The organism is Thauera sp. AutoDN2, from assembly GCF_051280715.1.
Taxonomy (GTDB): domain Bacteria; phylum Pseudomonadota; class Gammaproteobacteria; order Burkholderiales; family Rhodocyclaceae; genus Thauera.
Map to the genome: position 1 here is coordinate 1 of NZ_JBNCAR010000038.1, position 24,125 is coordinate 24,125.

Annotated in this window: 24 protein-coding genes and 1 pseudogene; 10 read left to right on the forward strand and 15 right to left on the reverse strand. The window is 67.6% G+C overall.

From position 1 onward, the window contains the following. Window positions 1-109 precede the first annotated feature (109 nt). Window positions 110-988 carry a universal stress protein gene (locus ACPT9U_RS15490; RefSeq protein ID WP_435751563.1) on the forward strand — a complete coding sequence of 293 codons (879 nt, stop codon included), beginning with the start codon at window positions 110-112 and terminating at the stop codon, window positions 986-988. Window positions 989-990: 2 nt separating this feature from the next. Here ACPT9U_RS15490 and ACPT9U_RS15495 read toward each other — a convergent pair whose 3' ends face one another. Continuing rightward, window positions 991-1,179: a zf-HC2 domain-containing protein gene (locus ACPT9U_RS15495; RefSeq protein WP_418363153.1), complete on the reverse strand. Its 189-nt coding sequence runs from the start codon at window positions 1,177-1,179 to the stop codon at window positions 991-993. Beyond that, on the reverse strand, window positions 1,176-1,787 hold the full coding sequence (locus tag ACPT9U_RS15500) for a sigma-70 family RNA polymerase sigma factor (protein ID WP_435751564.1): 612 nt from the start codon (window positions 1,785-1,787) through the stop codon (window positions 1,176-1,178). Before ACPT9U_RS15500 ends, ACPT9U_RS15495 begins: the two co-directional genes overlap by 4 nt. A 131-nt stretch (window positions 1,788-1,918) precedes the next feature. Here ACPT9U_RS15500 and ACPT9U_RS15505 point away from each other — a divergent pair, with 131 nt between their 5' ends. Next, on the forward strand, window positions 1,919-2,560 hold the full coding sequence (locus tag ACPT9U_RS15505; protein WP_435751565.1) for a HipA domain-containing protein: 642 nt from the start codon (window positions 1,919-1,921) through the stop codon (window positions 2,558-2,560). 123 nt (window positions 2,561-2,683) lie between these two features. On the opposite strand, the gene ACPT9U_RS15510 is transcribed toward ACPT9U_RS15505, so the two are convergent. Both ACPT9U_RS15510 and ACPT9U_RS15515 read right to left on the reverse strand, forming a co-directional pair. Beyond that, window positions 2,684-2,971, reverse strand: a complete 288-nt coding sequence (locus tag ACPT9U_RS15510) for a BrnA antitoxin family protein (protein WP_435751566.1) — start codon at window positions 2,969-2,971, stop codon at window positions 2,684-2,686. Next, the gene (locus ACPT9U_RS15515) at window positions 2,958-3,371 is read right to left on the reverse strand and encodes a BrnT family toxin (RefSeq protein WP_435751567.1); all 414 of its coding nucleotides are present in this window, start codon (window positions 3,369-3,371) and stop codon (window positions 2,958-2,960) included. Before ACPT9U_RS15515 ends, ACPT9U_RS15510 begins: the two co-directional genes overlap by 14 nt. 150 nt (window positions 3,372-3,521) lie before the next feature. On the opposite strand from ACPT9U_RS15515, the gene ACPT9U_RS15520 reads away from it, so the two are divergent. The 6 genes from ACPT9U_RS15520 to ACPT9U_RS15545 all read left to right on the forward strand — a co-directional run bounded on the left by ACPT9U_RS15520 (window position 3,522) and on the right by ACPT9U_RS15545 (window position 10,344). Next, window positions 3,522-7,052, forward strand: coding sequence for a class I SAM-dependent DNA methyltransferase (locus ACPT9U_RS15520; RefSeq protein WP_435751568.1), 3,531 nt, complete (start codon window positions 3,522-3,524; stop codon window positions 7,050-7,052). Window positions 7,053-7,056: 4 nt separating this feature from the next. Continuing rightward, complete coding sequence (locus ACPT9U_RS15525) at window positions 7,057-7,521, forward strand: putative toxin-antitoxin system toxin component, PIN family (protein WP_435751569.1); 465 nt, start codon at window positions 7,057-7,059, stop codon at window positions 7,519-7,521. Beyond that, window positions 7,518-7,739, forward strand: a complete 222-nt coding sequence (locus ACPT9U_RS15530; RefSeq protein WP_418363161.1) for a ribbon-helix-helix protein, CopG family — start codon at window positions 7,518-7,520, stop codon at window positions 7,737-7,739. The genes ACPT9U_RS15525 and ACPT9U_RS15530 overlap by 4 nt, the downstream gene beginning before the upstream one ends. Window positions 7,740-8,104: 365 nt before the next feature. Next, window positions 8,105-8,389: a BrnA antitoxin family protein gene (locus ACPT9U_RS15535; protein ID WP_435751570.1), complete on the forward strand. Its 285-nt coding sequence runs from the start codon at window positions 8,105-8,107 to the stop codon at window positions 8,387-8,389. A gap of 496 nt (window positions 8,390-8,885) precedes the next feature. After that, window positions 8,886-9,434, forward strand: coding sequence for a hypothetical protein (locus ACPT9U_RS15540; protein ID WP_435751581.1), 549 nt, complete (start codon window positions 8,886-8,888; stop codon window positions 9,432-9,434). A gap of 145 nt (window positions 9,435-9,579) precedes the next feature. Next, window positions 9,580-10,344, forward strand: a complete 765-nt coding sequence (locus tag ACPT9U_RS15545; RefSeq protein WP_435751571.1) for a response regulator — start codon at window positions 9,580-9,582, stop codon at window positions 10,342-10,344. Here the strand turns inward: ACPT9U_RS15545 and ACPT9U_RS15550 are convergent. Next, the gene (locus ACPT9U_RS15550) at window positions 10,330-13,350 is read right to left on the reverse strand and encodes an ATP-binding protein (RefSeq protein WP_435751572.1); all 3,021 of its coding nucleotides are present in this window, start codon (window positions 13,348-13,350) and stop codon (window positions 10,330-10,332) included. The two genes, ACPT9U_RS15545 and ACPT9U_RS15550, sit on opposite strands and share 15 nt — an antisense overlap. A gap of 51 nt (window positions 13,351-13,401) precedes the next feature. On the opposite strand from ACPT9U_RS15550, the gene torT reads away from it, so the two are divergent. Next, complete coding sequence (gene torT / locus ACPT9U_RS15555; protein ID WP_435751573.1) at window positions 13,402-14,526, forward strand: TMAO reductase system periplasmic protein TorT; 1,125 nt, start codon at window positions 13,402-13,404, stop codon at window positions 14,524-14,526. A gap of 202 nt (window positions 14,527-14,728) precedes the next feature. Beyond that, window positions 14,729-15,877 carry an MFS transporter gene (locus tag ACPT9U_RS15560; RefSeq protein WP_435751582.1) on the forward strand — a complete coding sequence of 383 codons (1,149 nt, stop codon included), beginning with the start codon at window positions 14,729-14,731 and terminating at the stop codon, window positions 15,875-15,877. Between the two features lie 111 nt (window positions 15,878-15,988). Here the strand turns inward: ACPT9U_RS15560 and ACPT9U_RS15565 are convergent, their stop codons facing one another. From ACPT9U_RS15565 to ACPT9U_RS15610, 10 genes and pseudogenes are all read right to left on the reverse strand, one after another. After that, a complete protein-coding gene (locus tag ACPT9U_RS15565; protein ID WP_435751575.1) occupies window positions 15,989-16,753 on the reverse strand; it encodes an ABC transporter ATP-binding protein in 765 nt (254 codons plus the stop codon). Window positions 16,754-16,774: 21 nt separating this feature from the next. Continuing rightward, window positions 16,775-17,500 (reverse strand): ABC transporter permease, encoded by a 726-nt coding sequence (locus ACPT9U_RS15570; RefSeq protein WP_435751576.1) that lies wholly within the window; start codon window positions 17,498-17,500, stop codon window positions 16,775-16,777. Then, a complete protein-coding gene (locus tag ACPT9U_RS15575; RefSeq protein WP_435751577.1) occupies window positions 17,497-18,183 on the reverse strand; it encodes an ABC transporter permease in 687 nt (228 codons plus the stop codon). The genes ACPT9U_RS15570 and ACPT9U_RS15575 overlap by 4 nt, the downstream gene beginning before the upstream one ends. A 119-nt stretch (window positions 18,184-18,302) precedes the next feature. Continuing rightward, window positions 18,303-19,094, reverse strand: a complete 792-nt coding sequence (locus tag ACPT9U_RS15580; protein ID WP_418363171.1) for an ABC transporter substrate-binding protein — start codon at window positions 19,092-19,094, stop codon at window positions 18,303-18,305. Window positions 19,095-19,202: 108 nt separating this feature from the next. Then, on the reverse strand, window positions 19,203-20,108 hold the full coding sequence (locus tag ACPT9U_RS15585; protein WP_435751578.1) for an ATP-grasp domain-containing protein: 906 nt from the start codon (window positions 20,106-20,108) through the stop codon (window positions 19,203-19,205). A 59-nt stretch (window positions 20,109-20,167) separates the two neighbouring features. Further along, the gene (locus ACPT9U_RS15590) at window positions 20,168-20,752 is read right to left on the reverse strand and encodes a DUF5610 domain-containing protein (protein ID WP_435751579.1); all 585 of its coding nucleotides are present in this window, start codon (window positions 20,750-20,752) and stop codon (window positions 20,168-20,170) included. 28 nt (window positions 20,753-20,780) lie between these two features. Further along, on the reverse strand, window positions 20,781-21,668 hold the full coding sequence (locus tag ACPT9U_RS15595) for a DUF4824 family protein (RefSeq protein ID WP_418363174.1): 888 nt from the start codon (window positions 21,666-21,668) through the stop codon (window positions 20,781-20,783). Beyond that, window positions 21,665-22,735: a DUF2157 domain-containing protein gene (locus ACPT9U_RS15600; protein WP_435751580.1), complete on the reverse strand. Its 1,071-nt coding sequence runs from the start codon at window positions 22,733-22,735 to the stop codon at window positions 21,665-21,667. Before ACPT9U_RS15600 ends, ACPT9U_RS15595 begins: the two co-directional genes overlap by 4 nt. Before the next feature lie 18 nt (window positions 22,736-22,753). Further along, window positions 22,754-23,296, reverse strand: a complete 543-nt coding sequence (locus ACPT9U_RS15605; RefSeq protein ID WP_435751583.1) for a GGDEF domain-containing protein — start codon at window positions 23,294-23,296, stop codon at window positions 22,754-22,756. Continuing rightward, window positions 23,276-23,986 (reverse strand): annotated as a pseudogene (locus ACPT9U_RS15610) (PAS domain-containing protein); the annotation flags it as partial. The gene ACPT9U_RS15605 and the pseudogene ACPT9U_RS15610, both read right to left, overlap by 21 nt. Window positions 23,987-24,125 lie beyond the last annotated feature (139 nt).

Sequence of the window (24,125 nt, forward strand, 5' to 3'; positions counted from 1 at the left end):
GTGCCTTCATGCTGAACAGATCATCTGACCGCCACAGCGGTCACAAGTCCATTTGCGCCCCCTTCGGTGGGCGTAACCGAAAAGTTCACGAGCTCTGAGGAGAAGCTGCATGAACAAGCAAGACAGGAAAGTGCTGGCCTGCGTGGACCAGTCCCACTTCGCTGACACCGTCGCCGACTACGCAGCCTGGGCCGCGCGCCGCCTGGATGCGCCGCTCGAGCTGCTGCACGTGATCGACCGCCACCTCGAACGAGGATCGGGCGACGACCACAGCGGCGCGATCGGCATCAACGCCCAGGAGCACCTGCTGAGCACCCTCAGCGACAAGGACGCCACCGTCGCCCGCGCCAAGCGCGAACAGGGCCGCCTCTTCCTCAACCGTCTGCGCGAGCGCGCGCTGGCCGCAGGCGCGCCCGCGGCCGACATGCGCCAGCGCCACGGCGCCCTCGACGACACCCTGGCCGAGCAGGAAGACAACGTGCGTCTCTTCGTCTTCGGCCGCCGCGGCGCCTCGGCCGAGACCCCGCAGCCGGGCGCCTCGAACATGCTCGGCCGCAACGTCGAGCGCGTGGTGCGCGCGGTGCACAAGCCCATCCTCGCCGTCACCGAAGGCTTCAAGGCGCCCGAGCGCGTGATGCTCGCCTTCGATGGCACCGCGGTGACGCGCAAGGGCGTGGACATGATCGCCAACAGCCCGCTGTTCAAGGGCCTGCCCATCCACATCGTGATGGCAGGCAAGGAGAGTGCGGACGCACCCAGGCAGATCGCCTGGGCCAAGGACACGCTCACCGTGGCCGGTTTCGAGGTGGTGGCCGACATCCTCCCCGGCGACCCCGAGACGGTGATCGTCCGCGAGGTCAAGGCGCGCAACATCGACATGCTGTTGATGGGCGCCTACGCCCACTCACCGCTGCGCGCGCTGATCTTCGGCAGCAAGACCACCGACCTACTGCGCGCTGCGACGGTTCCGACACTGCTGCTGCGCTGAGACTAGCCCTTGCCGCCCTCGCGCAGCCGCTTGGCGGCGAGGCGCAGCACATCCAGATGCTCGCCGTAGTTCGAGCAGCCCTTGCACATCGCCGTGTGTACCTTCAGCGACAACCGCTCGCGCAGGCTGAGCGTGCGCTCGTAGCGCTCGGACATGAGCCGGGTCGCATCCTTGCAGTTCATCATCTTCATCGGGCCTCTCCCAGGAACCAGCGATTCTCCAGACACTCGCGCAGCCCGAGCCGCGCGCGGTGCAGGATGACGAAGCAGTTGTTGCTGGTGATGCTCAGCGCCGCGCAGATCTCGGCGGTGTCGAGCTCCAGCAGCTCGCGCATCGTGTAGACGCGGGCGATGTGCTCGGGCAGGTTGTTCATGCAGATGTCGAACACCGTCCAGAAGGCGTCCTGCTCGAAGGAGGCCTCCGGATCCGACCAGGTCGCGGGGCGATCCTCGGGGTTCCAGTGCCCTCCCCGCTTGAACAGCACGTCGAATTCGTCCAGCCCGGCATCCAGATCCGAGGATCCGAACAGATCCGAACGGCAGATCTCGCGTGACGACGCACGAATGTGATCGACGATCTTGTTGCGCAGGATCGCGAACATCCAGGTCTTGAACGCCGACCGCCCAGCGAAGCTTTTGGCGCTCGTCATCGCCGCCATCAGCGCCTCCTGCACCATGTCCTCCGCGGCGCCGCTGTCGCGCAGCTGCATGCGCGCAAAGCGCAGCATGTCGCGCCGGATCGCGGTGATCGAGGCGTCGTCCCAAAGTGGGCTTGTGGCCTGTGCGCTGGCCTCGCTCATTCTTCGCTCCTATCGGGTGCTACCTGATCATCGCGCCTCGTCGCAGGTTCGGGCACTACACACGCCTCGTCCCGCGACACGAATCGGAACTCCGCAAACCCGGCACGTGCGCGCTCACAAGTGTTGTCCGTATGGGATGCCAGCGCAATCCAGCTGAGCTGCGCCGGCACATCATCGAAGGCTGCCAGGCGCTGGGCCTGTCTTCGGCACTCAAGTACGAGCGCCCCTACGGCGACACCCGCGACGTGCGCGAGCTGCGCGAGGGGGCATCGCTACCCATGCTCTTTGCGCGCCTCGAGCACTGCGCACGACCCGCCGCAGAGCGGCTCGCCCTGCTGCGCTGGACACTCTTCCAGGTGCTGATCGCCAACACCGATGCGCACGCGAAGAACCTCTCCTTCTATCTGGGGCGCGAAGGGCTCTCGCTCGCCCCGGCCTACGACCTCGTCTGCGGACTCGCCTTCGCTGGCGAGCAACTCCTCGACACCTACGCCACGGCCATCGGCGACGCGTTTCACGCGCAAGCGCTGTCACCGTACGAGTGGGCCAACTTCGCGCACGCCTGCGCGCTGCCCTTCCGCCAGGTGAGCACCGAGCTTGCGCGCATGGCCCAGCGCGTGCGCGACGGTCTGCCAAAGGCCTGCGAGGATGCGCGGGCCGCCGGGGTGGCGCCCGAACTCATCGAGCGCTTGCACACCTTGGTCGCCACCGAGTGCGAGCGTCAGGCCAGCATGGCACCCGATGTGGCGAAGGTCGATCCACCAATTTTCTGAGGCGCAACGCACCACAACGTGAGCGGCATCAGAGCGCCTTGCCGACCATCAAACCGGAGATTTCGTCCTCACTGCAAACCTGATTGGTGTCGGGCCAGCGGCATACCCTACCGCGTACGCGTCTCAAGCCGGCGAGTGCGTTTTCAACCAGTCCTTCAGCGCGGCATCCATGCGCGTCTGCCAGCCCTCTCCTGTCGCGCGAAACTGCTCCACCACGTCGCGCGACAAACGGATCGTGATGCGTTCCTTGGTGACGGCAGCCGGCGGCCTGCCGCGGCGGATCGTCGGCCTGGCCGCCTCCCACTCCGCGTCCGTGTAGGGGATCGCATCCGGATCCGACAGCGCAGCCGCCGTGATGACGGCATCTTCTTCGGCGCTCGGGTGCAGGGTTCCCGTCTTAAGCTTCGGCATAACGTTTGATCTCTCGCTGGTTGGCCTTTCGAAGGCTGATCACCCGCCGGCCTTCCGAACGATCCACGAAGACGACGTAATACAGACGCAAACCGATGTATCCGATCCCCGCCATGCGTGGTTCGCCGTACTGACGCCGGGTGTCAGGCCAGATCACCGCCGAGTCCCACTCGAGTGCAGCGGCCATTGCGAGCGAAACACCGTGCTTTTCAACGTTGGCACCGTCTTTTGCCAAGTCATAGGTGACTCTGATCCAATTAAATGTATGCACAATAAAGACTCTGGTCAATATTTTTGTACATGCGTTTTTCCCTCTCGGTATCCCGATGTCGCTGCGGCCAGTCCGCGAACTCTCCCTCGCCTCGCGAGAGGCGGGATTGTTGCACTGGAGAAAGCGCACATATACCGTTTTTGCATATTCCGAAGTGATTTTTTTTGAGCAGCACCCGGATCAGACCCTACCCGTGCTCCATGCGCCTGTGCATGCGCCCTGCAAAGCCAGAATCCCTCACGCCGCCGCGCCCGCTACAATCCCCGCGTCCCAACCCGAATGCATGCGCCCCCTGTGACCTCGTCATCCGCCTCGCCCCAGCCCGCCGACAGCGCCACCCCCGCCGCCCTCGACACCTTCATCGCCCGCTGGCAGCACGCCGGCGGCAGCGAGCGCGCCAACTACCAGCTCTTCCTCACCGAGCTGTGCGAACTGCTCGGCCTGCCGCGCCCCGACCCTGCTGGCGACGACACGCGCGACAACGCCTACGTGTTCGAGCGCCGGGTGGTGATGCGCCAGCCCAACGGCAGCACCAACAACGGCTTCATCGACCTCTACCGCCGCGGCGCCTTCGTGCTCGAGGCCAAGCAGACCGGCCGCACGCTCGACACCTCGGGCTGGGACAAGGCCATGCTGCGTGCCCACAACCAGGCCGACCAGTACGCCCGCGCCCTGCCCGCCGACGAAGGCCGGCCGCCCTTCATCCTCGTCACCGACGTCGGCCGCGACATCGAGCTGTACGCCGAATTCAGCCGCTCGGGCGCCACCTACACGCCCTACCCCGACCCGCGCAGCCACCGCATCCGCCTCGAAGACCTGCGCCGCGACGACATCCTCCAGCGCCTGCGCGACGTCTGGCTCGACCCGCTCAGCCTCGACCCCGCCCGCCGCTCCGCCCGCGTCACGCGCGAGATCGCCGACCGCCTCGCCTCGCTCGCCAAGTCGCTCGAGGCCGCCGGCCACCCGCCGCAGCAGGTCGCCGGCTTCCTCATGCGCGCGCTGTTCACCATGTTTGCCGAAGACGTCGGCCTGCTGCCGCCGCGCGCCTTCACCGAGCTGCTCGAAAGCCTCAAGGGCGAGCCGCACGCCTTCGCGCCCATGCTCGAGCACCTGTGGCAGAACATGAACAGCGGCGGCTTTTCGCCCATCCTGCGCAACAAGGTGCTGCGCTTCAACGGCGGCCTGTTCGCCGAGGCCAGCGCCATCCCGCTCGACCGCGACCAGCTCGAGTTGCTGCTGAAAGCGTCGGAGGCCGACTGGCGCTATGTCGAACCCGCCATCTTCGGCACCCTGCTCGAACGCGCGCTCGACCCCCGCGAGCGGCACAAGCTCGGCGCCCACTACACCCCGCGCGCCTACGTGGAGCGCCTGGTGCTGCCCACCGTCATCGAACCGCTGCGCGCCGAATGGCGCGAAGTGCAGGCCGCCGCGCTCACCTACGAACAGCAGGGCAAGCACAAGGAAGCGGTCGCCGAAATCCGCACTTTTCACCGCCACCTGTGCGCGGTGCGCGTGCTCGACCCCGCCTGCGGCAGCGGCAATTTCCTGTACGTGACGCTGGAACACCTCAAGCGCCTCGAAGGCGAAGTGCTCAACCTGCTGCACGACCTCGGCGAATCGCAGGGCCTGCTCGAACTCGAAGGCGTCACCGTCGACCCGCACCAGTTCCTCGGTCTCGAGATCAACCCGCGCGCCGCCCGCATCGCCGAGATGGTGCTGTGGATCGGCTACCTGCAATGGCACTTCCGCACCCACGGCTCGGTGAACCCGCCCGAGCCGGTGCTGCGCGACTTCCGCAACATCGAGCACCGCGACGCGCTGATCGACTACGAGCGTGAAGAGCCCGTCACCGATGAAGCCGGTCGCCCGGTCACGCGCTGGGACGGCGTCACCTACAGGAAGAGCCCGATCACCGGCGAGGACATCCCGGACGAGACCGCGCAGGTTGTGCAGATGCGCTACGTGAATCCGCGCAAGGCCGAATGGCCGCAGGCGGATTACATCGTGGGGAATCCGCCGTTCATCGGCGCAAAGCTCATGCGCCAAGAGCTTGGTGACGGATATGTTGATGCGCTGCAGGCAGCGTGGCCCGACGTGCCACAAGCGAGCGATTTCGTCTTACGTTGGTGGCACAAAGCGGCTGGGCTCGTGGCATCTGACAGCGCGACATCATTCGGCTTCATCGCATCAAACTCCATCCGTCAGACCTACAACCGCCGCGTGATCGCACCCTTCATTGATTCAGAGAAAGCGCCTCTTTCTCTGGTCTTCGTGATACCAGATCATCCCTGGGTCGATACCAAGGACGGAGCTGCGGTCCGGATTTCGATGACAGCAGCGCGACGTGGCACTTGCGAGGCGGATGTTTTCGTCGTCACCAAAGAACACGACAAAGGGGAGTCACCTGACGAGGATCTTGTCGACGAGGCGACGATTAGTCGTGGGAAGGTACATGCTGACTTACGCATTGGAGCCGATCTGACAAAGGCTGTTGCCTTGATGAGCAACCAGCTTCTATGCGCGGTGGGCTTCAAGACCATTGGAGCGGCATTTCAGATCACACATATCGAAGCAAAGGAACTCGGCCTCGGGGAAACACCTGAGCTTGAACGCCATATCCGGCCGTACATTAACGGCCGAGACCTCGCGGGAGAACGACGTGGCCTTTACGTGCTGGACTTCTTCGGCGTGTCTCTCGAAGCGCTCCGGGAAGGCTTCCCAAGGGTTTATCAGTACCTCTTGACGCGCGCGAAACCAGAGCGAGACCAGAACAGAAACCGAATCTTTCGCGACAACTGGTGGGTTATCGGCCATCCACGCCCTGTGTTTAGACGCTTCACGGATGGGCTGCAGAGCTATCTCGCAACCATCGAAACGTCAAAACATCGCTTCTTCACTGCTCTGCCCGCGGTGGACGCACCAGATAGCACGTTAGTTACTCTAGGGCTCGAAGACCAACTGCATCTCGGAATCCTCTCAAGTCGTTTACATGCCTCATGGGCGCTTGCTGCTGGTGGAACCCTCGAAGACCGCCCCCGCTACAACAAGTCCGTCTGCTTCGAAACCTTCCCCTTCCCCGACCCCACTCCCACCCAAGCCGCCCGCATCCGCGACCTCGCCGAACAGCTCGACGCCCACCGCAAGCGTCAGCAAGCCCTGCACTCCGAGCTGACCCTCACCGGCATGTACAACGTGCTCGAAAAGCTGCGCGCCGGCGACACGCTCACACCCAAGGAACGCACGATCCACGAGCAGGGCCTGGTGTCGGTGCTGCGCGAACTGCACGACGCGCTCGACACCGCGGTGTTCGAGGCCTACGGCTGGAGCGACCTCGCCGCCCAGCTCGTCGGCAAGCCCGGCGCCACCACCCCGCTGCCCGACAAGCCCGAGGCCCAGGCCGCCGCCGAGGAAGAACTGCTGCGCCGCCTGGTCGAACTCAACGCCGCCCGCGCTGCCGAAGAAGCGCGCGGCCTCGTACGCTGGCTGCGCCCCGACTACCAGAACCCCGGCGCCACCTCAGCCACGGCCACCGCTGCCGCCCCCTCCCAGGTCGAAGCCGACCTCGGCCCCACCGAAGAGGCCGAAACCCCCGCCACGCCCGCGACCAGCGGCAAGGCCGCGTGGCCCAGGAACATGCGCGAACAGGTCGCCGCCGTGCGCAGCGCGCTGGCCCACCAACCGCTCCCCGCCGAGGCCATCGCCGCCCGCTTCAAGCGCACGCCCCGCGCCGGCGTGCAGGCCGTGCTCGAAGCGCTGGAGGAGCTGGGCATGGTCGCGCTCGAGGACGGCGCGTATCGGTTGCAGGGGTGACTGCATGAGCCGTCTTGTCCGGGAATCTGACAGCACCTATGCTGTCAACGTCGTGCCAGTCGTCATCGACACGAATGTCTTCGTCGCGGCTTTGCGCTCAGCGGGAGGTGCGTCGCGACAGGTGCTGCGCCGCGCGTTGTCAGGAAATTTCCAGGCATTGTTCGGGAACGCACTCTGGCTGGAATACAACGATCTGCTCGGTCGGCCGGTGTGGGGCGATGCAACGAGCCTGGCTGAGCGAGAACAGGTACTGGCGGCGCTTGCACACCGAGGGCGACGGGTTTCGGTCTATTTTGGCTGGCGCCCGAATCTTCCTGACGAGGGCGACAACCATCTTTTCGAACTGGCGCTTGCCGGTAATGCAGCTGCAATCATCACCCATAACGTCCGGGATGTCGGGCGGGGCGAGCTGAAGCTCGGCGCCCTGCGCGTGATGACGCCCGCTGAAGCATTGAAGGAGTGGCCATGAGCACTTTGACGATTCGATTGCCCGACGACACCGCCGCCAGGCTAAAGGCCCTGGCACACAGCCGCGGGCAGAGCATGAACAAGCTGATCGAGGAACTCAGCGCGCAGGCGCTTGCCGCGTGGGATACGGAGAATCACTTTCGTGCCCTTGCGGCCACGGGCGACGTTCGAGCCGCGCTCGCGGTTCTGGACCGGCTCGATGCTGCGGATCGCGATTAGAGGCGGGAGCACGGAGAAACGCGGAAATACACCGATTACGAAAAACCATCGATCACCCGGAAGGCGATCGGGTGAGAGGGGGTGTTGAAATGTGGTCTTTGCTGATAACGATATTCGTTGCGGGTGTCGTCGCCCCGATCGCCGGAATCATGGTGCTCTCGTTTTTCGGAAAGCTCGGATGGCCCTTATTGGGCGTGATTGCCGCTGTATGCGTGGGCTTGGGCATCATCAACGATCGAATCAAGAAACTGTGACCTCGCGTGAAACTGGGGACGTACCCCAGTTGAGAACCGAGTCGATCAGCTTTCGCAGGGCAAGTCGGGAAGAACGCGAGGTATACGATGAGTGGCTCGAAAACGAATGCGATGAAGCGTAAGGCCGTACTGGAGGCGGTACGCGCCATACCGCCGGCGCAGGATTTTGTGTGGGACGGTTCGGATGAGGATGACCGCCCCGCGACCGCTGCCGAGTTGGCCGCAGGCATCGAGGCGACCCGGCGCAAACGGGGATGCCCAGCCGGTTCAGGCACCAAGGAACAGGTCGCGATCCGCATCGATCACGACATCCTCGAGGCCTTCCGTGCGGGTGGGCCGGGATGGCAGACGCGAATGAATGACGCGCTGCGCGAATGGGTCAAGACACGCCTTTAGTCTTTATCTTCCGACGAAAAACTGGGACATCCCCAGTTGCGCCCCTGCACGCCTGCGGGCACATCGGGCGGCTACCAGAAACGGACGGAAGCCGTAGGCTGGCCGCGCAAAAAGCCGGGCCTGGACTCGAAGGACCTCACAAAGCTGTATAAAATATCAGTCCACCTCAGGAAGACTGAAGATGACTCACGATCAGATGACCCTGTTCGCGGCCCCGGCCGCGCACGCCGAGTCGCCGCTCGCGCGTCGCAAGCCCGCCCGCAGACCGGCCCGCGCACGCGTGTCCGCCACGGACGAAGGCGCCATGCTGCTGGCTTTGCCCTTGCCGCCCCCCATGATCGAGCCGATCGGCGCAGACGCGGACAGGGCTGCCGCAGCGGACTGTTTCGCCCCTCCGCCCCTGAAAATTCCCGTTTGCCCGCCCTCAACGCCCCCTCTCGAAGCCACCTCACCCATGCCCGAAGCCACCTCACCCATGCCCGAAGCCACCTCACCCATGCCCGAAGCCACCAACTCCCAGCCCCCCACGGACTCCCAGCCCCCAACTCCCGCCATCGACGACACCCCCGCCACCCGCACCGACCGCCTGTGGCAGCTGGACGGTTGGACGGCGCGCGTAATCAAGAACCAGGACGACGACGGTTGGGCGGTGGAAATGCTCAAGGATGGCGAGGCCGAGCCCGCGCTGGTCGGGCCGTGGACCATGGGCCGCGACAAGAAGAACCCCAAACCGCTCGACCAGGCTGCCTTCAACACCTTGGTCAAGACCGCGACCGAGGTGCTGCAGCGCCACGCGCAGCAGGCACACGCGATGCTGCACAAGTCGCTCACCGTGTTCGCGCTGGATACGCAGTGGGAGGTCCGCCTCGACATCACGCCCGACGAATACGAGCCCTTTGCAATGCTGAGTGCACTTGACGAGGCCGGCGAAGAGGTCGCGCAAGTGCGCGTGGCGCCCGACTTCCGCCTCAACACCGCGAGCGCGACGGCCTGGATCGTCAGCGGCTTCGCGCGACCCGGGGGCAAGGCAGCGTTCGATTATTGAGGCAGGCGGACCCGAGTCGCCGCGCAGGCAGGACAACCGCACGCCCATCTTCGGCCCGTGCATCACGGCCGCAACACGCGTGGCCGCTCGGTCACGGCCAGCGCTTGGCCTTAGAATGGTGGCTCGCATCCAGCCCAGTCCAAGCATGTCGCCCAACGCCGAACCCAGCACCGCCACCCTGCTCGTTGTCGACGACGACCTGGTCACCCAGGCCCGGCTCGATGCCTACTTCTCGCAGGAAGGCTATCGGGTGCTGCTGGCCGGCGATGGCGAGGCGTTCTGGCGCGCATTCGAGCGCAGCGGCGCCGACCTTGTGCTGCTCGATATCAACCTGCCCGGGCAGGACGGTCTTTCGCTGGCGCGCGAGTTGCGGGCCCGGGCGCCGGGCATCGGCATCATCCTGCTCACCAGCCGCAGCGACGACATCGACAAGATCGTAGGCCTGGAGGTGGGCGCGGACGACTACGTCACCAAGCCGTTCAACCCGCGCGAGTTGCTGGCGCGGGTCAAGAGCCTGCTGCGCCGCACGACCGGTGCGCGCCAGACCGACGCCGGCGAAGTCTTCCATTTCGCCGGCTGGGCCCTGGACCTGCCGCGCCGCCGCCTGAGCGACCCGCACGGCGCCGACGTGGCCCTGACGCGCGGCGAGTTCGAACTGCTGGCACTGCTGGTGCGCAACCCGGGTGAGGTCCTCAACCGCGACCGCCTGTCACGCGCCGTCAGCGGCCACGACTGGTCGCCGCAGGACCGCACGGTGGACGTACTGGTGCGCCGCCTGCGCGCCAAGCTCGACGCCGACGAGCGCACGGAGTCGCTGATCACCACCGTGCGCAGCGAAGGCTACCGGCTGGCGGTCGACACCGAGTCTGCGCGCAGCGGCGCGTCCGCCCCGGATTCAGGGCGCGACTGAGCCGGCGCGCCACGCATCCAGCGACCCAAGCGTCCGCGCGTACGCATCGGCCAACGCCCTCGCGCGCGCGTCCAGCTCGCCTGCCACGGCAATCATGGCGATCTCCTGCTCTAGCTGCGCGGCCACCTCGCCCAGGCGCCTGAGCCCGACGTTGGAGGCCGCGCCCCGCAGCTTGTGCGCCAGCAGCCTGCACTGCTCCGCATCACCGGCCACAGCTGCGCCGCGCAGCGCCTGCACGAGCCCATCCCCCTGGCTGCGGAACACCGCGAGGATGCGGTCGAGCACCTCAGGTCCAAGCGCTGCCGCCTCGCCGCGCAGGAAGTCGACATCGACCCACGGGGTGATACCGCCCGCCTCCTCGCCCGCCTCCCCGTCCGCCTCCTTGCCCGCGCCCGGCCGTTGAGCCCCTTGCGCGGCACCGTCATGCACCTCGGCTGCCCTGCCCTCGATCGCCCCCCCAATCAACCCCGCCAGCACGGCGCACAGGCGCTCGCACGTGAAGGGCTTGGACAGGAAAGCGCCAAATCCGGCCGCGAGCAGACCATCCACCTCGGCCCGGGGCAGATGCGCGGACATCAGTACCGCCGGCGTCTGCGCATGCTCGGGCAGCGCGCGCAGGCGGGCCAGCATCTCACGACCGTCGCCATCGGGCAGGTTCATGTCGATGAGCGCCGCATCAAACGCCTGCCCGGCCAGTGCCCGCAGCGCCGACTGGATGTCCGGCGCGCAGACCGGCCGCTGCCCCAGCCCCTGCAGGAAGCGCTCCACCACCATGCGGTTGACCTCGTCATCCTCCACCACCAGCACCCAGTGCCCGGGGGCGAGCGCAGCCGCCACCGCAGCGACCTCGGCGGCCCTGGTGGCCGAGGCCTGGGGCGCCACTGCGGCCACCCCGACCGGCGACGCGAGCGGCAACGCAAAGCGCACCGTCGTCCCCTGCCCCGGCGCGCTCACCAGCGTGATCTCGCCGCCCATCGCCCGCACCAGACGCCGGCACACCGCCAACCCCAGCCCGGTGCCCGCGTGGTGGCGGCCGTGGTCGCGCACCTGTACGAAGGGCTCGAACACTTCCGCCTGCCGTGCAGGGTCGATACCGATACCGTGATCCTCGACCTCGAAGCGCACGCGCCCGGCCTCCGTGCCGGAACGGACGCGGACGGTCACCGCCCCCTCGTCGCTGAACTTGATCGCATTCCCCACCAGGTTGAGCAGGATCTGGCTCAGCTTGCGCCGATCGCCCAGCACCTGCTCCGGCAGCGCCGGGTCGATGTCTGCCACCAGCGCCAGCCCGCGCGCCGATGCGCGCGTGCCCTGCACCGCGAACACATCATTGACCGCATCGCGCAGGCTGAAGGCGAGCGTATCCAGATGCACGCCGCCGGCCTCGATGCGGGCGAAGTCGAGCATGTCTTCGAGCAGCTCGAGCAGCAGCGTGGCCGCGGCGCGCATCTGCGCCAGATACTGCGCGCGCTCGGCGGGCGCGGGCGCGCCCTCGAGCAGCTCGATCAGGCCGAGGATGCCCGCCATCGGCGTGCGCAGCTCGTGGCTCACCGTGCCCAGGAAGGCGGTCTTGGCGTGGTCGGCCTTCTCGGCGGCGACGCGCGCGCTGGCGTGCTCGGCCATCTCGTGGGCGAGCGCGCTGTTGGCCTCGCGCAGCTCGGCGGTGCGGGCCAGCACCTGGTCCTCGAGTTCCTGCTGGTGCTGGCGCAGCGCCGCTGCGAGGCGGTCGCGCTCGATGGCGTCGTTGCGGAAGCGCTCGAGCGCCCGCGACAGCGAGGCCAGCGCATCGTCGCCGGCCGTGTCGATGTTCACGTCGCGCTGCCCGGCCGCCAGCGCCAGAGTGGCACGCTCGAGCGCGAGCAGCCGGCCCAATGTGTGCCGGCGCAGCACCTGCACGCCCACACCGGCCGTGACCAACAACAGCACCGCCGCGATGATGCCGAAGGCGATCAGCCCCGAGGTGGCACTGGCCTCGGCTGCCGTGCCCGCCGCCGCGAGGATGCGGCCGCCGCGGTGAATCAGCTCGCCCGCGAGCGCATCGAGCGCAGTGGTGAGGATGCCCACCTCGTTCTGCAAGCCCTCGCTGCGCGCACGCAGGTCGATCTCGCGGCTGCGCAGCGCAAATGCACCCTCGTTGGCCAGCGCAGCGGCGAGCACGCCGTGAAGGCGCTCGCCCTGCGCGCGCACCACCGGGTCGGGGATGTCGCGCAGGCGGCGCTCGAGCACGACCAGCTCGCGGTCGAACTCGGCACGCGCGGCGGCGAGGCGCTCGGGCGAGTCGACCTCGTCGAGCCGCTCGCTCAGGAAGGCGAGCGCATGCACGGTGAGCGCGAGCTCGTGCATGCGCTCGAGCGTGTCGAGATCGAGGTCGAGCAGGCGGTCACGCGCCGCGGCGCGGTCCTGCGGTGCGAGGGCGCCGGCAGCGTCGTGGGCCTCGGACTGGAACAGGCCGGTGAGCGTCGTCACCAGCAGCGCAGTGGCGTTCTCCGTATGCATGCGCGCGAGCTCGTCGAGCGCGTCGATGGCCTCGCGCAGGTTGCCGGCTACGCGCTCGCGCGCCGAGCGCAGCGCGAGCCGTGCGCCGATGGTGTCACCCATCGCATCGAGCCGCACCGAGAGGGCCTCGCCGGTGGCCTGCAGGCGCGCGCGCAGTTCGGGCTCGACATGGGGCGACTCGAGCGCGGCGAGGCGTTCGCGGATGCGCCCCGATTCGTTCTCGAGCACCGCGCGCAGCTCCTGCAGCTCGGCGATCGAATCCACCCGCGCCAGCCGCGGCGCCAGCGCGGCCAGGCGGGCGTTGCCGCGCACCACCTCGTGCAGCGCATCGGCCGCGGGCAAGGTCTCGCGCACGATGGCCTGCTGGCTGCCCACCACGCGCTGGAAGCTGAACCAGCCGACCACCGCGACCAGCACCGTAGCCAGCGCGCCGAGGAACAGTGCCAGCATCAGGCGTTCGCGCAGGCCGAAGCGGCGCGGGGCGGGTTTCACGTAAGATTGGGCGCTCATGGTTCATGGGCGGCAGGCCATCCGGCCCGGCACGCCGCAGACAGGGGAAACATGGCTTCATCTTACCGGCGGCGCGGCGCGAACACCGCACGTCTGATCATGCGCACGCTGCTCGCCGCACTCGCCCTCGGCGCCTCGACCACGCATGCTGCCGACGCCGGCCCGCCCTGGCCGGTGGTCCGCTGGCACGGCGACGCCCCGGCCGCGGAGACTCCCGGGCGCGCTGCCCCGGCCCTGCCCGCCATCGCCCCCTCGCAGCCCTGGCAGCTGTGCGCCGTCTATCCGCACCTCAAGGACAGCTACTGGCTGGCGGTCAATTTCGGCATGGTGGAAGAGGCGCGCGCGCTCGGCGTCGGCCTGCGTGTGCTTGAGGCCGGCGGCTACGAGAACCTCGCCCGCCAGCGCGAACGCGTCTCGAGCTGCATCACCGACGCCGGCATCGACGCCCTGCTCGTGGGCACGGTCAGTTTCGCCGGGCTCAACGATCTGCTCGCGCCCTACCGCGCCCTTCACCCGGTGATCGGCGCGGTCAACGACATCGACACCGCCGTGGTGAGCGGCAAGGTCGGCGTGCCCTGGTACCAGCTCGGCTGGAAGATCGGCCACTGGCTGGCCGAGCGCCACCCCGCCGGCGGCGTGCCGGCGAGCATCGCCTGGCTGCCCGGGCCGCAGGACGCGGACTGGGTGCGCATCCTGGACCGCGGTTTCCACGCGGGGCTGGCCGGCAGCGCGGTGCGCATCGCCACCGTGCGGCACGGCGACACCGGCCGCTCGATCCAGCGCCAGCTCGTCGAGGAGGTGCTCGACACCCATCCGGCGCTCGACTACCTGGTGGGCAACGCGCCCATGGCCGAGGCGGCGATCGCCGAGTTGCGCCGTCGCCAGCTCTCGGACCGCCTGGGCATCGTCGCCTCCTACGTCACCCCCGGCGTCTATAGCGGCATGCTGCGCGGCCGCATCCTCGCCTCGGTGACGGATTTTCCGGTGCTGCAGGGGCGCATGGCGGTGCGCCAGGGCGTGCGTGCGCTCGAAGGCGCGGCCATCGAGCCCCACCTCGGCCCCAGCGTCGAGCTGGTCGAGCCGGCCACGCTCGGCCGCTACCCCATGGACTGGATGCTGCCGCCGGCCGGCTTCGTACCCGCCTACGCGGTGACGCCGGCGAAGGCGGCCAAATGAGGCGCGCATAGCGTGAAATCCGGGGTGCCGCGCCGCGCCCTTCCGCGCTAACCTGCGCCGCTTGCCCTCGCGTGCTTCATTCGCGCCACTCGCTCCACTCCAGCCCCCGCCCATGGCCTCGCTCCCGACCGACGACACGCCCCCCCGCCCGCCCTCGCAGCTCGAGGCCGGCACGCCCGAGTACAAGCGCGCCAACCTCGCGATGTTCCTCGGCGGCTTCGCCACCTTCGCCATGGTCTACAGTACGCAGCCACTGCTGCCGCTGCTGGCAAACGATTTCGGCGTAAGCGCGGCGAGCGCGAGTCTGACCGTTTCGGCCACCGCCGCAGGCCTGGCACTGATGCTGATCCCGGGCAGCGTGCTCGCCGACCGCATCGGGCGCCAGCAGGTGATGAAGATCTCGCTCGCGATCGCCGCGGTGCTGGCGCTGGCGACCGCGGTGGTGCCCGACTTCACCGCCCTGCTCGTGCTGCGCGCGCTGCTCGGCGCAGTGCTGGCCGGGCTGCCGGCTGCGGCCATGGCCTATATCGGCGAAGAGGTCGCGGTGAGCGCGCAAGCGCGCGCGATGGGGCTCTACATCGCCGGCAACGCGCTCGGCGGCATGAGCGGACGCTTCGTGTCGGCGCTGCTCACCGACTGGAGCTCGTGGCGCTGGGCGCTGGGGGTGATCGGCGTGCTGGGGCTGGTGTCGGCGATCGTGTTCTGGCGGCGCCTGCCGGCGTCGCGCCATTTCATCCCACGCGCGGCCACGCCGGCGCGCATCTTCCGTGACACCGTGGCCATCTACCGCGATCCCGGGCTGCCGCTGCTGTTCCTGGTCGCCTTCCTCGCCATGGGCGCCTTCGTCGGGCTGTACAACTTCCTCGGCTTCCGGCTGCAAGCCGCACCCTACGCGCTGGGCCAGACCGCGATCGGCGCGATCTTCCTGCTCTATCTGGTGGGCACCTGGGCCTCGGCACTGAGCGGCCGGCTGGCTGAGCGTCAGGGGCGACGCAAGGTCCTGTGGATGATGGTGACGGTGATGGGCGCCGGCCTGGCGCTCACCCTCGCCGCGCCGCTGTGGGTGATCATCGCGGGGGTGGGGGTGTTCACGTTCGGTTTCTTCGCCGCGCATGCGCTGGCGAGCGGCTGGGTGGGACGCCGCGCGGGCGAGCGCCGCGCACTGGCTTCGGCGCTGTATCTGACGAGCTATTACTTCGGCGCCTCGGTCATCGGCACCGTGGCGGGGACGGCCTGGGCGGCGTGGCACTGGCCGGGGCTGGCTGCGCTGCTGGGCGCCTGCCTGCTGGCCACCCTGATCGCTGCACTGCTGCTGCGCCGCCTGCCACCGCCCGCCGACACCCCGCGCTGAACGACGGACATGGGGCCCGGCAGTGAGGGCCAGGCATGCGTGCCGGCGCACGGAACCCAGCGGCGAGGTCCGCAGCGGAAGGCGCTCCGCCCGGGGCCAGAGTGATCGCGCTTACTTGAGGTTGCCCGACAGGAACTGGCGCAGGCGCTCGCTCTTCGGGTTGGCGAACACCTCGGCCGGCACGCCGCTCTCTTCGGCCAGGCCCTGGTGCAGGAACATCACCTTGTTCGAGACCTCGCGCGCGAAACCCATCTCGTGCGTCACCACCACCATGGTGCGCCCTTCCTCGGCCAGGCCCCGCATCACCTTGAGCACCTCGCCCACCAGTTCGGGGTCGAGCGCCGAGGTGGGCTCGTCGAACAGCAGCACCGCGGGCTCCATCGCCAGCGCACGTGCGATCGCCACGCGCTGCTGCTGGCCGCCGGACATGTGCGCCGGGTAGCTGTCCTTGAAGCGGCTGATGCCGACCTTGTCGAGGTAGGCCATCGCGCGCTCGAGCGCTTCCTTGCGCGACAGGCCGAGCACGTGGATGGGCGCCTCGATCACGTTCTCGAGCACGGTCATGTGCGCCCACAGGTTGAAGTGCTGGAACACCATCGCCAGCCGCGTGCGCAGGCGCTGCAGCTGTTTGGCATCGGCCACCTTGAGGTGACCGTCCTTGCCGCGCACGAGGCGGATCTCCTCGCCCGACACGGTGATGCGCCCGGCGTCGGGCTGCTCGAGAAAGTTGATGCAGCGCAGGAAGGTGCTCTTGCCCGAGCCGGACGAGCCGATGATGGAAATGACGTCGCCGGCCTCCGCCGACAGCGAGACGCCCTTGAGCACCTCGTGGTCGCCATAGCGCTTGTGCAGGTCTTCGACGATAAGCTGGGTCATGAAAGATTCCTGGATGCGGGCTCAGGCCGGTTTGGCGGCGGGCTTGCGGGGCTGCAGGTGGGCCAGCCAACGACGCTCGGCAAGACGGAACAGGCCAACGAGCGCGAAGGTGATGCACAGGTAGATCAGGCCCGCGAACACGAAGGCTTCAAATGGCGCGAAATACTGCGAATAGGCATTGCGCGCCGCGCCGGTGAGATCGATGAGCGTGACCGTGGAGGCGATCGCCGTGCCGTGCAGCATGAAGATGACCTCATTGCTGTAGGCCGGCATGGCGCGTCGCAGCGCCCCCGGCAGCAGGATGCGGCGCAGCATGGTGAAGCGCGTCATGCCGCAGGCGCGCGCCGCCTCCACTTCGCCATGCGGCACCGAACGCAGTGCCCCGGCGATGATCTCGGTGGTGTAGGCGCCGGTGTTGAGCGCGAAGGTCACCAGTGCACAACCGTAGGGGTCACGGAACACAAGCCAGAAGGCATTCCCAACGTCCCACTGCGCACGCACGTATTCGAACTGGCCAAGGCCGTAGTACATCAGCAGCAACTGCACCAGCATGGGGGTGCCGCGGAAGAAATAGCTGTACGCCCATACCGGCCCCGACACCCAGCGCGAGGGCGACACGCGCGCCACCGCAAGCGGGATCGCCAGGCACAGGCCGGCGACGAGCGCCACCACGGTGAGCTTCATCGTCACCCACAGGCCGGCCATGTACGCGGGCCAGCTCTCGCTGAACAGGCTCCACTCGATCATGCCGCGGCCCTCCGCACACCCACCGAATAGCGCTGCTCCAGCCAGCGGAACAACAGCCCGGACACGGCCGTCATGGCGAGGTAGAACACGCACACCACCATGTAGAACAGGAAGGGCTCATGCGTGCTGCGCCCGGCCTGGTCCGCCAGCCAGGTGATGTCGGACAGGCCGATGATGGACACCAGCGCGGTGCTCTTCTGCATCACCTGCCAGTTGTTGCCCAGGCCCGGCAGCGCGTGGCGCAGCATCTGCGGAAACAGGATGCGCCGGAACACCTGCCAGCGGCTCATGCCGTAGGCACGCCCGGCTTCCAGCTGGCCCGCCGGCACCGCCATGAACGCACCGCGGAAGGTTTCGGTGAAATACGCGCCGAAGATGAAGCCCAGTGTGAGGATGCCAGCGACGAAGGGGTTCACGTCCACATAACCCAGGCCCAGCGCATCGGTGACGTAGTTGATGCCGACCTGGCCGCCGTAGAAGATCAGCAGCATCATCACCAGGTCCGGGATGCCGCGCACGATCGTCGTGTAGGCTGCGGCCGGCAGGCGCAGCAAGGGGTGCGGTGACAGGCGCGAGGAAGCACCGGCGAGGCCGAGCGCGAGCGCGAGCAGCAGTGAGAACACCGCCACACGCAGCGTCACCCAGGCACCGTCGAGAAGGGATGGAAGATAGCCGTGGAGCATCGGAGTGGCCCGTAGCGCAGGGGAAACGTGCCCTGCGCTGCGAACGGGAACGTGAAGGCGGCCCGCAGGCCGCCGTTGCTGGGGGGAAACCGGTGGCGGCACAGGCGGCCGCCGGCAGCTTACTCGCCGTAAATGTCGTAGTCGAAGTACTTCGCGCGGATCTCGTCGTACTTGCCGCTGGCGCGGATGGCGGCGAGCGCTTCGTTCAGCTTCTGCTTGAGTTCGCCGTCCTGCTTACGCACGGCGATGCCCACGCCCTCGCCGATCACCGCCTTTTCGTCGGCGTTCTTGCCGTAGTACAGGCCACCGACGAAGGCGTAACCGGCACCCGCATCGGTCTTGAGGAAGCCCCCATCCGCCACCAGCGCATCGGCCCAGGCAGCGTCGAGACGGCCGGCGGCGAGATCGAGATAGGCTTCTTCCTGGCGCGCATAACGCACGATGCTCACGCCTTCGCGCTCCCAGAAACGGGTCGCATGGTTGTCGGCAACGGTGCCGCGCTGCACGCCGATGCGCTTGCCCTTGAGCGCAGCGATCTCGGGCACGAGCGGGCTGCCGTTCTTCGCGACCAGTGCGAGCGGCGTGGCGTAATAGCGCTCGGTGAAGTCGACGCGCTTCTTGCGCTCTTCGGTGATCGACATGGAGGCAGAGATCGCATCGAACTTGCGGCTCATCAGCGCAGGGATCATGCCGTCCCACTCCTGCTTGACCCAGGTGCACCTGGCCTGCATCTGCTCACAGAGCGCGTTGGCGATGTCCACATCGAAACCCTGCACGTTGCCGCTGGTGTCCACCGTATTGAACGGGGGATAGGCGCCCTCGGTGGCGAAGCGGATGGTGCTCCAGTCCTTGGCGATCGCGCCCTGGGCGGCCAAGGCCAGCGCGGCAAGCATGAGTATGCGACGGATCATGTGGAACCCTTTCAATTTTGTGAATGGCGGCATTTTAACCGCTGCCGGGCGCGACGCGGCCGAATTTGCGCTGCAAAGCGCATGCTGCATCGCATCAAAGCCGTTGATTCAGCGCAGCTTTTCAGCAAGCACGTGCGCCAGCTCGGCTGCCGCGGGGGGGTGAAAGCGGAAGAACAGCTCGGGCTCGACCAGTTCCAGTTCCATCAGGCGCAGCACACCGTCGGCGCTGCGCACGAAATCCACGCGGGCGTACGCAGGCGCCACTGGGCAGGCCGCAACTGCAGCCTCCGCGAACCAGCGCTCGTCCTCCGCCGGCGCATGTGCATGCACCGTGCCGCCATGGTCGTCCTGCACGCGGAAGTCGCCCGCGCGCGGTGTCTTGCGGATCGCGTGCGTGGTGCGCCCGCCGATCACGATCACCGACACTTCGCCAGTGCTCAGGATGGCGGGCTCGAAGGCCTGCACCATCATGTTCTCGTCGGCCGCGCAGCGCGCGAACACGGCCTCGTGCGCGGAAAGCGTGGCGCGGCCGACACGATGCGTCAGGCGCGCCGCACCTGACACCACCGGCTTGAAGACGACCTCGTCCCAGCCCTGCGCGTCCATGATGTCCGCGAGCGACACCACCTCGCCACGCGCCACGAAGCGCGTGGGCACGATCGAGACGCCCTTATCCTGCAGGTCCCCCAGATAGCGCTTGTCCACGTTCCAGCGGATCAGCTCCGCAGCGTTGAACAGGCGCGTCTGCCCCGCCACCCGATCGAGCCAGGACGAGAATTCGGCATAGCGGTCGAAGTAATCCCAGGTCGAGCGGAACAGCGCGCAACGGCACTGTGACCAGTCCATGTCCGGATCCGCCCAGGAGCGTCGCCCAACACGCAGCCCAAGCGCTGCAAGGGCGTCCGCCACGAGATCCTCCTCGCGCGCGATCTGCGCCTGGTACCAGTCGTTCCGGTCGGGGGTGACGTAGCGGTCCTCGGTGAGGATCGCCACGTCGATGGATGGGACATGCATGCGCGGCCTTCGATTCAGACGAGGGCCGCGATTCTAGCAAGACTCGCGCGGGGCGGGCCTCAGGCCTGCTGGTCGGACGTCGGCAGGCGGTCGAGCACGAAGCGGTCGTAGCCCTGCAGCACCAGTTCGCGAGTCTTCATCACGTCGGCTTCGACCTGACCGTTGAACACCCCGAGCCCGTCGAGGATGTCGCGCGCCTCGCCGAAGCCCTGCTCGAAGCCACCGCGGATGACGTCGATGAAATCACGCAGCACGGTTTCCGGATCGTCGTTCGGACGCTGTCCGGCGTAGGCCTCGAAGAACGCGGTCGACATCGAGACGATGCGATCGGCGGTCGCCTCGGGCGAGTTGTCCTGCCCCATCGCATTCTGGATCGCGTCGGGCCCCAGCGTTGGCGCCAGCGCCTCGTTGATCCCCTCGATCGCCGAACGCAACAGCAGGGCCAGCGATTCGTCGCCGGAACGGATCGAAACCTCCATCGACGACTGCAGGATCTGCACGTTGAGATCCTTCTTCAACGCAGCCTCGGACATCGGCTCCTGGCGCTGCACGCGCGGCGCTTCAGCACTGTTCTGCCGGGCCGCATCGTTTGGCTGGAAGCTACCGCCTGCAAGGGCGGACGCAGCGGGCAAGATCGTGTTCATGGTCGGCTCCCGTGTGGGTACGGAATCATTATAGTCCTCCCGGAGAGGATGAAGCCGCAGGCAACGAGACCTCCTCGATCCAGGGCTCAAGGCGCCGCCCCACGGCCACCACGGCGGCGAACGGTGCGTGTGCCTCGACGCCGTCGGCGGCCTCTCCCGCCCGGACCGCCCCCACCTCGAACATGCCGCGCAAGGCATGCGGCACGTTGATACGGTGCCCGGCCAGGGTGTTCAGGTAGCCGCTGACCGCCGGCGCATTTGCAACGGTGGTGCGCTGGAGCCGAAGCCGGGCCGCGAGGATGAGGTAGCGGCTGCGGTCGGGATACTGCGCCCGCAGGGCGGCCAGATCCGTGCCGACATCGACCGCGAACAAACGGCTGTTTTCGTGCTCCTCACGCGCGAGCCGCTCCCGCGCCAGCTTCTCTGCGCGGATCCGTTGCTCGGCATCGGGGCTCGCCGCAAGCAGCGCCTGCTGCTCGGCGAGGTGGCTACGGGCCTGATCCAGCGCCTGGCGCCACGCAGCCCCCGCCAGTTCGAGTACGACCCGCACCTCGCGCTCGGACTTGCGCAGCGCCCTCTGGCTGTGTGCCCCCGCCACCTTCGCCCGCTCGACATCGAAACCCAGTTCAGCGAGGCGCCGTTCGTCCAGCCATGCCGGGCTGCCGCCGAAATGCCAGTAGGCCTCTTCGTACGGCTCCAGCCCGGCACGCGGCACGCGCCATTTCAGCGACAGCGCGAGACTGCTGTCCTCCCGGCTTGCGCGCCATTCAGGGGGCCTCGCCAGTTCCCGCTGCGAAAGCGCCACCCGGCTCTCGGGCTCGCCACTGCGGTTCCAGGCCACGCCGCCAAGCGCCACGGCATTGGCGGCGAGGATGATCGCCGCTCCCAGGGCGAAGGTAAGTGCGCGCGGGCTCATGCCGGCACCACCCGCCCGCGCAGGCGCCGGAGCACCAGCAGGACCAGGATCGCCGACAGCGCGACGACGAGAAAGAACAGCCATTTCGGCATGATCGCCCACCACCAGTCGAAGAACTTCGTGTACAGAAAGAGCACGAAGAAGACGATACCGGTGTTGACCATGTCGCTCCACCCGCGACGCGTACCGATCCAGATCGCCAGCGCGCTGACGACGAAGCCCCCCACCTGGTAAGCGCCCTCGATGAGGTCGGGATCGATCTCCAGATGGCTGCCCCGTCCCCAATGCCCCAGGATCAGCATCGGCACCAGCACACACAGCAGGCCGAACACCCTATAGATGACCTCGAAGGCGGCGAAGCGCTGGTGCGGAATGACCATCGGCACGGCCAGCAGCAGCGCGGCAACCGGAAAATAATTCTCCGGCCACTCCCCGGCCGAAAGCCAGTACATGCCACCAAGCGCCCCCACCCGCGCCGACACCCAGGCGATCACGCAGCAGACGCCCGCCGCCAGCAGCAGACGCAGGTCGTAACGATAGGCGAGCAGGAAGGCGAAGCCCGCCCAGGCCAGCAGCACCTTGTCCGTCGGCATGACGTTGAAGATCTGCCCGAGCATGTAGAGATTGAGCACGAAGCAGGCGAAGGCCACCATGGCCGCAAGCTTGGTGAAGTAGCCCGAAGCATCGCGCCCCTGTATCCACGCAGTGAGCCCCAGGCTGGCGAGGCTTGCACCGACCAGAATGGCCACCTGCGCCGTTTCGGGGAAAAATCCCCAGAACTGGTAGAAAAGGAAGAACACACTCGCCGCCAGCGCCAGCGCGCCCAGAAAGGACGCCACGCGCATGCCGAGCGAAAGCTGCCGCGCCTGCTGATCGCGGTCGATATCGAAGCTGGCCGCAAATTGCTGCAACAGCACATCGTGATGCTCGTCCACCGCCTGGCGTTGCGTGCTCGCAAGCTGCAACACCCCTTCACCTTCGAGACGCGCCAGCTCTGCACGGAAGGCATGGATGTCGTCGGCGCGGTGCTGGGCTTCGATGCGTGAGGGAAGGCACGCAGTAGTCATAACCTGAAATGCAATCCGTTAAGGCTGTTCGCCGGCGTAGACCCTGACCTGGTTCCGGCCCCCTGCCTTGGCCGCGTAGAGCGCACGATCGGCCCGCTTCAACGCCGCCTCGGCACCCGCGGAATCGAGCGCTGCAAGACCGATGCTGACCGTCACCGTCACGCGCCCCTCGCCCGTCTCCACCGAGGATTCAGCGATGCGGACCCGCAGCCGGTCGGCGAGCAGGCGAGCGCCTGCCAACTCCACGCCGACCAGCAAGGCGGAGAACTCTTCCCCACCCAGACGAGCGGCGGCATCCTGTTGGCGCAGACCATTGCGGATCAGATCGGCAACATGGCACAGCACCGTGTCCCCCGCCGTATGGCCATAGGTATCGTTCACGCGCTTGAAGTAATCGATGTCTATCATCAGCAACACCCCCTGGCGCTCGGGGTTGCTCCGCAGCACCGCGCTCGCCGCTTCGAGGCTGCTCATGAAGCTGCGCCGGTTGGGCAGCGCGGTCAGCGCATCGGTCGAGGCCAGCGTCGCCAGCGCGGTTTCGCGCTGCTTGCGGTCGGACACGTCGCGTACCAGCCAGACCCGTCCAAGCTGGCGCTGGTCACGCATGATGGGCAGCCAGTCGATCTCGAAGCAGCGACCGTCGGCATCGGTGAGTTCGACCGATCTCCGGCGCTCCCCCTCGCTGCGGGCGTCAGGCACGTTCAACCAAGCGGCCCGCTGCGGCCCGACACGTGCGCAGAGCGCCTCATGTGGCCAGCCCTGCAGCGCGGACGGATCTTCGCCGATGCCCAGCAACTCGCACATGCCTCGATTGACGATCGTCACCCTACCCTCCGAATCTTCCATCAGGACGCCCCCGGGGAAACGCTGCAGCAGGGTCGTCAGTCGCAGCCGCTCCGCTTCGAGCGCGGCCTCGACGACGTGGCGCTCGGAGATGTCGAGCAGGGTACCCGCGACCCGCAGCGGTCTGCCCGCCTCGTCGCGCGCGACCACACGCCCACGGTCGAGCACCCAGATCGTCTCGCCATCGCGGCGCCGCATCCGGTACGTCGTCTGGTACTGATGGGTCTCGCCGCGTAGGTGGGCCTGGAGCGCGTCATGCACCTGCTTGCGATCGTCGGGGTGGATGCTCGCCTCCCAGGTCGCGAAATTGGGCGCTGCCTCTCCAGGGGCGTACCCCAGCATCCTCGCCCAGCGTGCGTTGCAGCGATTCTCCCCGGTCACGCAGTTCCAGTCCCAGGTGCCGAGATCACCGCCTTCGAGGGCGAACTCGAGTCGCTCTCCTGCCTGCGCTAGCCCGCATTTCTCACACCCTCACGGTTCGGCCCCCGGTGGCGCGGCTTTTTGCTTCACGCGTCGCCGTGACCGCGAGGGTTCAGGCTCGCGAGCG